Annotated in this window: 8 protein-coding genes and 1 pseudogene; 6 read left to right on the top strand and 3 right to left on the bottom strand. The window is 48.3% G+C overall.

Going from position 1 to position 8833, the window contains the following annotated elements; translation table 11 throughout:
- The first annotated feature begins 114 nt into the window (after window positions 1-114).
- Window positions 115-702 (top strand): sulfite exporter TauE/SafE family protein, encoded by a 588-nt coding sequence (locus AK963_RS21835; protein WP_066017538.1) that lies wholly within the window; start codon window positions 115-117, stop codon window positions 700-702.
- Window positions 703-716: 14 nt separating this feature from the next.
- The gene (locus AK963_RS21830; protein WP_066017537.1) at window positions 717-1388 is read left to right on the top strand and encodes a Dph6-related ATP pyrophosphatase; all 672 of its coding nucleotides are present in this window, start codon (window positions 717-719) and stop codon (window positions 1386-1388) included.
- Window positions 1389-1395: 7 nt separating this feature from the next.
- Here AK963_RS21830 and AK963_RS21825 read toward each other — a convergent pair whose 3' ends face one another.
- Window positions 1396-2334, bottom strand: coding sequence for a CNNM domain-containing protein (locus tag AK963_RS21825; protein WP_066017536.1), 939 nt, complete (start codon window positions 2332-2334; stop codon window positions 1396-1398).
- Between the two features lie 387 nt (window positions 2335-2721).
- Here AK963_RS21825 and AK963_RS21820 point away from each other — a divergent pair, with 387 nt between their 5' ends.
- The 3 genes from AK963_RS21820 to AK963_RS21810 all read left to right on the top strand — a co-directional run bounded on the left by AK963_RS21820 (window position 2722) and on the right by AK963_RS21810 (window position 7750).
- The gene (locus AK963_RS21820) at window positions 2722-3438 is read left to right on the top strand and encodes a TetR/AcrR family transcriptional regulator (RefSeq protein WP_066017535.1); all 717 of its coding nucleotides are present in this window, start codon (window positions 2722-2724) and stop codon (window positions 3436-3438) included.
- A 112-nt stretch (window positions 3439-3550) separates the two neighbouring features.
- A complete protein-coding gene (locus AK963_RS21815) occupies window positions 3551-4654 on the top strand; it encodes an efflux RND transporter periplasmic adaptor subunit (RefSeq protein ID WP_066017539.1) in 1104 nt (367 codons plus the stop codon).
- Between the two features lie 3 nt (window positions 4655-4657).
- Window positions 4658-7750, top strand: a complete 3093-nt coding sequence (locus AK963_RS21810; protein ID WP_066017534.1) for an efflux RND transporter permease subunit — start codon at window positions 4658-4660, stop codon at window positions 7748-7750.
- Window positions 7751-7829: 79 nt separating this feature from the next.
- Here AK963_RS21810 and AK963_RS21805 read toward each other — a convergent pair whose 3' ends face one another.
- Window positions 7830-8387 (bottom strand): hypothetical protein, encoded by a 558-nt coding sequence (locus tag AK963_RS21805; RefSeq protein WP_020580718.1) that lies wholly within the window; start codon window positions 8385-8387, stop codon window positions 7830-7832.
- Window positions 8388-8481: 94 nt separating this feature from the next.
- On the opposite strand from AK963_RS21805, the gene AK963_RS33430 reads away from it, so the two are divergent.
- Window positions 8482-8628, top strand: coding sequence for a hypothetical protein (locus AK963_RS33430; RefSeq protein WP_175404597.1), 147 nt, complete (start codon window positions 8482-8484; stop codon window positions 8626-8628).
- Window positions 8629-8657: 29 nt separating this feature from the next.
- On the opposite strand, the pseudogene AK963_RS32355 reads toward AK963_RS33430, so the two are convergent.
- Window positions 8658-8833, bottom strand: a pseudogene (locus AK963_RS32355) (IS256 family transposase); the annotation flags it as partial.

Genomic DNA, 8833 nt, shown 5'->3' with positions numbered 1-8833 from the left:
TGCATCGTGAAAGTTTTCAGGAAAATCGGGAGTTTTAGGCATGACATTAACGGGATGAACAACAGGCTATTTAAAGTATAAAGGCAATCGCAGAATTCGTGACATATTTTGAAAATGAAATTGGTATCACAACTGTATGACGTGCATTTGATCAAACTGTGCCTGCCGGGCATCATCGCGGGGGCGATTATTGCACCGCAGTTAGCAGATGCTTTATCCGTTCACTGGCTGAGATGGTATATCGGATTATTAATTCTATTTATTGCCGTGTATAAACTGACCAAAAGCCTCAGATCTCATCAGGAGGCTCCTAAACCGATAGAGCCTGTGCTGATTATCATTGTAAGTATCATCAGCTCAACACTGAGTGGATTAGCCGGTATTGCATTGGGCATTCTGATGATCCCTTTTCTATCCCGATACTCCGACCACCGAACCGTTCTCGGTACCAATCTGATGCTGGCGGTTCCTTATGCCGTTATTGGCAGTGCCGGCTACATTTTTTCCGGTCTCCAGTCCGGACATACTGGTTCGAACCTGATGCTGGGCTATGTATACCTGCCTGCGTTTCTTATCATCTCAATCACGATGGCCATCTTTCCTCCGATCGGGCTGAAGCTTGCAAAAAACGTCAGCATTAAGGTCATCCAGAATGTCTTTTACATTTATCTGCTGTGCATTGGCATCGCAATTTTGCTGTAGAGTCGTCTGATACTATGCCTACAACCTCTGAAAATAATTTCTGCACCTCCTGGAGTGGCGGTAAAGATGCCTGCTTTGCACTCTGGCAATCCATTCAGAAAGGGTTTACCCCAACCTGCCTGTTGACCATGCTCAAAGATGATAAAGATCAGACCAGTGCACACGGCCTGACTAGAGAAGTGCTGGAAGCGCAAGCAGCCTGCATGCAACTTCCCATTATCTTTGGAAAGGCCAGCGTTGGGGAATATGAAGCGGGTTTAAAAGCGGCTCTTCAAGACGTGCAAAAAACCTTTAAAACTTTCCAGCTGGCTTTTGGTGATATCGACCTGCAGGCTCATCGGGACTGGTATGAAAAGATTCTGACCGGAACCGGTGTTTCTCCTGCTTTTCCTCTCTGGCACTACGATAGACAGCAGCTTCTAGAAGATATGTTTGCCAATGGCTTCGAAACCATGATTGTCAGCCTGAAAGCCGATAAGCTGGATCGAAACCTGCTGGGTAAAGTGCTCACTCCTGACATTGCAGATACCATTCAAAAACAGGGCATCTGCCCAACCGGCGAAGATGGCGAGTTCCATACGTTGGTAGTTAATGCACCGCATTTTTATCAACGTCTTGACATTGAAACCGGGGAGGTTATCGAAGATGAGTGGGGATACAGTCAGTTAACAATATCTGCAGCCTGACTCCATGTCAGCGCAGTAAAGCCTGGTACAGTTTTTTTGCAGTCACAATACGGGTCTGTTCTACGGTTTCACCCAGAAGCAGGATAATGGATGCCCTGGCCTCATGCAGCTCTGTCATTGCTTCATGTAAGGAGGTTTCAGGCGCCAGATTAATGGTTTTTTTCATGAGTTCACCCACTGAGATATCGGCTTCTTCATTGACCAGGCAGCGGGCGATATGACGATAAAGAACAATTCCTGAAGGTGTGCCATCTGTCAGAACAACATATCGCTTACAGGGATATGAGCGAATCGTCGTTTCTGCAGAAGCGACGGTTGCATCGGATGAGAGGCAGACAGCTGGTATCGAGTGCCCAACCAGCTCGTTCAGCTGTCGCTTGTGAGAAGTAAGTACGGCATCAGCCAGTTTTCGCTGACGCTTCCCAATCACTCCACGCTTATTGTAATGCTTGATGATGCTCCGAAGCTCATCACTGCTTCTGGCTTCCTCAATATGTTTGGGTAAAAGGCGGGTCCAGACCAGGGCTAACAACAGTACAGGGCGGGTAACGGTATAAATAAGATGGATAAGCGGTGAACATCTGGCGACCACTCTATCAGCAATCTGCACTGCAAGCAGTTTGGGCAGCACCTTGGCGAATACCAGCATAAAATAAGCGAGCAGTGCCGTAAAAATGGCCATCCAGAGATCGTTAAACTCCCTGGCTGCCAGAGCGCCAAGGAAAGTACTGCCAGAAATACTGATCAAAGTACTTAACAAAACGATCGCGGACAGGTGCTCCCGCTTTTTCTGAAAGACTTTCTGGATGCTCTCTTTATTATCAGGTCTTCTGTACAGGATCGTGACCAGCCTTAATTCATCAACCGCTACCAAAGACGATTCAAGAAGCGATAAAAAAGCAGTAGCAGCGACAATAAGGCATGCAAAGACAACAACCAGGAGCATCCATACCTCCAGAAGAACAGCAGTGGGACAGCAAGCAGTTTTAAGTCGGGGACAAGTAGCTGACCAAGTCCACCAGCATAAAAACAAAACCTGTAATATATTGTTTTCGACCAATTTTCTTCTTTATTTACGTTAGCTCTCTCTGCTGATCAGAGCAAATCAGGTGCCTGGCAAAGAGAGCCTGATGTTCCTGACGTCTGTATAAATAGATTTTCTTTTTAACCCCAGAGACCATGGTTACCAAGCGTCTCAACGGTTTCTTAGAAGTAGCCCCAGCCTGCTACTCTTAATAATTATTTTATTTGAAATAAAATTCGAATAATATTCGATTTTCATTCAAAACAACCCTATCCTTTAATTTCTGCTCTCCACCACGGTTTATTTGCCATGTCTGCATTCGACAAACGGGCACAGCGAGAAACAACCATTATTCAGTCCACCCTGACCATTCTTAAGGAAAAGGGCTTTATGGATCTGAAAATGTCTGAAGTTGCCAAAGAAGCTCAGTTATCTATGGGAACAGTGTATTCGCACTTCTCCAGCAAGGAAGACCTGCTGCTGGGATGCGCTATTGATATCTCCAGAACGATTGTGTCTGTATTCCATAGGGTGCTCAGCAGCTCAGCACCCGCCATGGAGCGTCTGCTGACGCTTAATATGGCGATCTGGCTGTGTGATGCCAGACAGCCCCACCACTATTTTCTGCGTCAACTGGCAATGACCCCTGATATCTGGCAACGGGCATCCACAGTTCGAGCACAGACACTGGACGACATCTATCATGAGATAAGCCAGATGGTGGAAGCATTGATTGTCGAGTTAATGGCAGACAATCCTGCCATTACGGATGCAAATCGTGAGGACACTCTGGCTGATATTTTAATGGGGATCTGGAGTCTGGGTGAGGGCCTCTTCCAGATCAGCATATCCGGGTTTGGTCTGAAACAGCCTTCCCTGCAGAAAGACAACGGATTCAGCCTGCTCACTTCCAATCTGGCCAAATACCTGCAGGGCTGGGGATGGAAGACACCGTTTTCACAACCAATGATTGAAAACAGCAAGCGTCAGGCTGAGCAGGTTGTTTCCACATTTACAGATCAGTAAAACCTGCCAGAGTTTATTTATTCCTAGTACCTTGGGCGTTACCAACTTGCCATTCAGCCAGCTGGTAATGCCCCCAGTTACTTCTACCCTATTGGTTTGGAGCTACATCAGAATGCATTTCCCCCCTTCATCCCGATCATCCATAGCCGTGATGATGTTAGTGACGTTCACCCTGCTGACCGGTTGTGATCAGGAACAAACCGAACACAAAGACGTCATCCGGCCGGTAAAACTGTTTGAGGTAAAAGATCCTCAGCAGCAACAGTTACGATATTTTCCAGGCAAAGTAACGGCAACCGAAGAAGCCGAAATATCTTTCCGTATACCGGGCCAGATCGACAAGATCGAAGTCAAGCAGGGTGATGATGTTACTGAAGGACAGGTACTGGCATACCTGGATGATCGAGATATCCGCAATGAGCTTCAGGATCGTCAGGCTAACTATGAGCTCGCCAAGGCAGAGTTTGAGCGCGCCAGCTCCCTGTTAAAAAAGAAAGTTATTTCGCAATCTAACTACGATACCGCCAGTGCCAAACTGAAATCAGCCGAAGCAGCCCTGAAACTCAGCCGGGACAAACTGGCTTATACAACACTGACCGCCCCCTTCAGCGGCCGGGTTGCCCAGACACTGGCGGAAGCCCACCAGCAGGTTCAGGCTCAGCAGCCAGTATTGATTCTGCAGAGCAGCGACCGCCTGGATATCAGCATTCAGATTCCGGAAAGCATTGTCTCTCATGTTAACAAGAAAACCGTTAACCATGACTATAAGCCGATGGCCACCTTTCCTGGTGCACCAGGCAAAGAGTTTCCAGTCAGCTATAAAGAGCACGCAACACGGGTGACACCGGGAACCCAAAGCTATGAAGTCATTTTTACCCGGACTGCACCTGCCAATATGAATATTCTTCCAGGTATGACAGCAACCGTCATTATTGACCTTGCTCAGGTTATCAGTACAGAAGGGCAGCCTGGTTATGTTCTGGTTCCCATCTCTGCCATTGCCAAAGATGATGCTAATAATAAGACGGTTGTCTGGCGTTTTGATCCATCAACCAAACAGGTTCATCCCTTAGAAGTTTCTGCAGGCCGCATAACCGAAGCGGGTGTACAGATCATGTCCGGCATCAATCCGGGTGATCGAATTGTTACCGCAGGCCTGAGTCAGCTGGTTGATGGCATGACCGTAAAACCGCTGCGCAAGGAACGGGGACTCTAAGCCATGAACATTGCGGAATACTCTATTTCCCATCGAGTCATCAGCTGGATGTTTGTTGTCATCCTGCTGGTGGGCGGTGCGGTTTCATTTTTTGGGCTTGGTCAGCTGGAGTTTCCTGAATTCACCATTAAGCAGGCCATGGTGATCACCCACTACCCGGGGGCCTCACCAGAGCAGGTGGAAGAAGAGGCCACCCTGCCACTGGAGGAGGCAATACAGCAGCTGGAGTATGTAAAAGTTATCGACTCCATCAGCAGCAATGGTCGCTCCCAGATCATGGTGGAACTGAAAGAGCAATACCCTTCCAGCCAGTTGCCACAGATATGGGATGAGCTGAGGCGAAAGATTAATGATGCCCAGGGCAGCCTGCCTCCTGGGGTTTATCCGTCTGTTGTCGTTGATGATTTTAGCGATGTATTCGGCATGCTGTTCAACATCACGGGAGATGGTTATACCTCCAGAGACCTGGAAAATTATGCCGACTATCTAAAACGTGAATTAGTCCTGGTAGATGGCGTTAAGAAAGTATCCATTGCTGGTGCCCGTCAGGAGCAAGTGGTGGTGGAAATGTCCCAGGCCAAACTGGCCAACCTGGGCATTGACCCCGCCTGGATTTTTTCCCTGATCCAAAACCAGAATGTGGTTTCTAATGCCGGTAATATGCTGGTTGACGGACGCTCCATTCGCATTCATCCCACTGGTGAATTCAGGAATGTCCGGGAACTGGAGCAGTTAATCATCAGCCCTCCCGGCAGTACACAACTGGTTCGTCTGGGAGATATAGCTTCAGTTCGCCGAAGCTATGATGAAACACCCGACACGCTCTATACCTCTAACAGCCAACCGGCGCTATCTCTCGGCGTTTCCTTTGCCTCCGGCGTCAATGTCGTGGATGTTGGGGAACGGGTTCGCATTCGTCTGAGTGAGTTGACCTCAGAACAACCTGTAGGCATCGAGCTCACTACCGTCTACGACCAACCGGCCACTGTCTCAAAATCAGTCAATGGGTTTCTGATTAACCTGGCTGAAGCCATCGTCATCGTTATTGTCGTCTTATTGTTGGCCATGGGTATTCGTGCTGGCCTGTTAATGGGTGCTGTTCTGCTACTGACCATCTCCGGCACTTTTATCGTTATGAAAGTGCTGGGTATAGACCTGGAAATGATTTCTCTGGGAGCACTGATAATTGCCCTGGGCATGCTCGTGGACAACGCCATTGTGGTCACAGAGGGTATTCAGGTTGGCCTCCAGAGAGGGCAAACCCGGTTGGAGGCAGCAAAGCGGGTCGTCAGCCAGAACCAGTGGCCATTATTGGGCGCAACCGTTATTGCCATCATGGCTTTTGCTCCCATCGGTTTATCCGATGATGCCACGGGTGAATTCTGTCTCTCTCTGTTTCAGGTATTGCTGATTTCCCTGATGTTAAGCTGGATAACAGCCATCACACTGACCCCCTTCTTTTGCAATATCCTGTTCAAGAAATATGAAAAAGCCACAGGGAACCAGACAGGCTCGTCAGTAGACCCTTATCAGGGGGCACTGTTTACTCTTTACAAACAGCTGTTGAACTTTTCCCTGAAACACCGTCCGGTCACTCTGGGACTCACCCTGCTGGCACTGGTTCTGGCGATTTTGAGCTTTGGCTTTGTGAAGAATGTGTTCTTTCCTCCTTCTAATACTCCCATCTTTTTCGTTGATTTCTGGATGCCAGAGGGCAGTGATATCAGAGCAACTGAATCAGAAATAGCACGCTTTGAACAGCAGGTACTTTCCATGCCGGGGGTCAGCAATGTCACCTCCGTTATTGGTATGGGAGCACAACGTTTTATTCTGCCTTATCAGCCTGAAAAACAGTACACCAGCTACGGTCAACTTATCATCGAGGCTGAAAATCTGGAGGCAATCAACACACTAATCCCTCCACTGGAAACCGTACTGGATGAACAGTTCAGTGATGTCGAATACCGCATCAAGCTTATGCAGAACGGCCCCGCGGCACCGGCAGAAATCGAAGCCCGCTTCTATGGAGAGGATCCTGAGGTATTGCGATCACTCGCTGTACAGGCAATGACGGTGCTTCGAAATGAGCCAACAGCAACCAATATACGACATGGTTGGCGCAACCAGGTAAGTCTTGTCCGTCCCCACCTTGATGAAGCCAGCGCCCGTCGCAGTGGTATTTCAAAGCAGGCCCTTGACGATGCGCTGCTGGTTAACTTCACTGGTCGTCAGGTAGGAGTCTATCGCGAAGGCAGCCAATTGATGCCATTGATTGTTCGATCCCCTGAAACAGAACGGCTCAATGCTGACAGTATCACCGACCTGCAGGTATGGAGTGCGGATTACAACAGCTATGTACCCATCACTCAGGCAATTTCCAGCTTTGATACCGAGTGGGAAAACCCCCTGATTATCCGCAGAGATCGAAAGCGGATGCTCTCGGTCATGGCAGACCCTGACCTGATGAGCGATGAAACCACCGACAGTGTGTTCCGAAAAGTTCGTGCAGGTATTGAAGCCATTCCATTACCAGAGGGCTATACACTGGAATGGGGTGGCGCTTATGAACTCTCCACCGACGCACAAAACGCAACGTTTGCCTCAATCCCCATGGGGTATCTGGCGATGTTTCTGATCACGGTGTTTCTGTTCAATACCATACGACAGCCATTGGCCATCTGGTGCACCGTTCCCCTGGCATTGATTGGAGTTGTTACCGGCTTATTAGTGCTCAATACGCCTTTCAGTTTTATGGGGCTGCTGGGACTACTGAGCCTGTCAGGCATGTTGATTAAAAACGGCATAGTTCTGGTGGAACAGATCAAGCTGGAACTGGAAGAAGGCTGGGAAGAGCATGAGGCAATATTCCACGCGTCCGTCAGCCGCCTGCGTCCAGTATGCATGGCAGCACTGACCACCATGCTGGGAATGATCCCCCTGCTGTTTGATGCCTTTTTCAAGTCCATGGCCGTGACTATTATTTTTGGCCTTGGCTTTGCCACCGTACTGACACTGGTTGTACTGCCGGTGATCTATTCACTGCTGTACAAGATTAACTTCAAGGGTTTTGATTACCGCAAGATCGGAAACCATTAATACATATGCCACTAAAGGTCGGCTACCCACTCAGGAGAGCTGACCTTCAGATTGATGCTGGTTTCACCGGGAAACCGGCCTATTTTCTGGAAGGAGGCTTCAGGTTATAGCTCAAACTCTGATACTCTGGCTCGACAATACCTAACCGGCGGTTGATCACCACAGTTAACCGGAAAAACAGGTTACAGAGCATATTGCCAAACCGGTGCAACTCATCCGGCACCTCAACTCCGTGAGCATCTACCTTGACCAGGGCTCTGACAGCCTTCTTAGAAAGTGAACGACAACTGTGCAGCAACTGTACTGGTCGACCTCCCCTGGGAAGCACGAAACCATGCAGCTGCCCTTCAATCTCTTTCTGGTATTGGTCAAAGTAACCAGCAAGCCACTGAATCTGCTCTTCAAATATCGCCTGTTTTCCACGAACCGAGCCATTCATATGGAAAATTCTGGGCTGCAGTTTATCCAGAAAATCATAGATGTCGGCGAACCGCTCATCCCCTTCCAGCTCACTGATAACACCACCGAGTGTTGCACACAGTTCATCAGTAATAATTTCATAATCACACAGGGGGGAGTCTTCGTAGATAAAGGGATAGCAGAGCTCGCGGATATCACCGGAGTATTTCAAAGTCATCTTGACACCTAAAATCAGGTTACTTAAATGTTTACAGAACCCAAACAGTAATCACTCGGTCTACAAATACGCTGATCACTATCAGGAAATCTTTATGGCAGATCGAATGGGTTTATCAAATCACAACATGTCGTTTTCAAAATCGATGGATGATCTGTCACGCTCACCGGCTTCTGCCAGTAAAAGCTCAGTCTCAATGGCGTTTCAACGAAGAACCAAGGAAGTGCAGCCGAGCCTGTAAATAATTCTGTGTAAACGCCACCAAAACTATTACTCCTTGAACCGGTCAGGAAACATAATTTCAAACCGGTTCATGGCTGCTTTCCAGTTCCTGATCGGCATGGTCCATTTCTCGGAAGCTTTTTCCATGGCCAGATAGATTACCTTCATGACTGACTCATCAGTCCGAAAAATCTTCCGGTTCTTGATCGCCTTACGAATGACGC

The organism is Endozoicomonas atrinae, from assembly GCF_001647025.1.
Taxonomy (GTDB): Bacteria; Pseudomonadota; Gammaproteobacteria; order Pseudomonadales; family Endozoicomonadaceae; genus Endozoicomonas; species Endozoicomonas atrinae.
The sequence above is the reverse complement of the archived record's forward strand: the minus strand, read 5'-3'. Positions and strand labels throughout refer to the sequence as shown.

Bases quoted from the DNA above. Each gene is read 5' to 3' on its own strand.
- AK963_RS21830 (WP_066017537.1), top strand. From the start codon at position 717: ATGCCTACAACCTCTGAAAATAATTTCTGCACCTCCTGGAGTGGCGGT.
- AK963_RS21805 (WP_020580718.1), bottom strand. From the start codon at position 8,387: ATGACTTTGAAATACTCCGGTGATATCCGCGAGCTCTGCTATCCCTTT.
- AK963_RS33430 (WP_175404597.1), top strand. From the start codon at position 8,482: ATGGCAGATCGAATGGGTTTATCAAATCACAACATGTCGTTTTCAAAA.
- AK963_RS21825 (WP_066017536.1), bottom strand. From the start codon at position 2,334: ATGCTCCTGGTTGTTGTCTTTGCATGCCTTATTGTCGCTGCTACTGCT.
- AK963_RS21815 (WP_066017539.1), top strand. From the start codon at position 3,551: ATGCATTTCCCCCCTTCATCCCGATCATCCATAGCCGTGATGATGTTA.
- AK963_RS21810 (WP_066017534.1), top strand. From the start codon at position 4,658: ATGAACATTGCGGAATACTCTATTTCCCATCGAGTCATCAGCTGGATG.
- AK963_RS21835 (WP_066017538.1), top strand. From the start codon at position 115: ATGAAATTGGTATCACAACTGTATGACGTGCATTTGATCAAACTGTGC.
- AK963_RS21820 (WP_066017535.1), top strand. From the start codon at position 2,722: ATGTCTGCATTCGACAAACGGGCACAGCGAGAAACAACCATTATTCAG.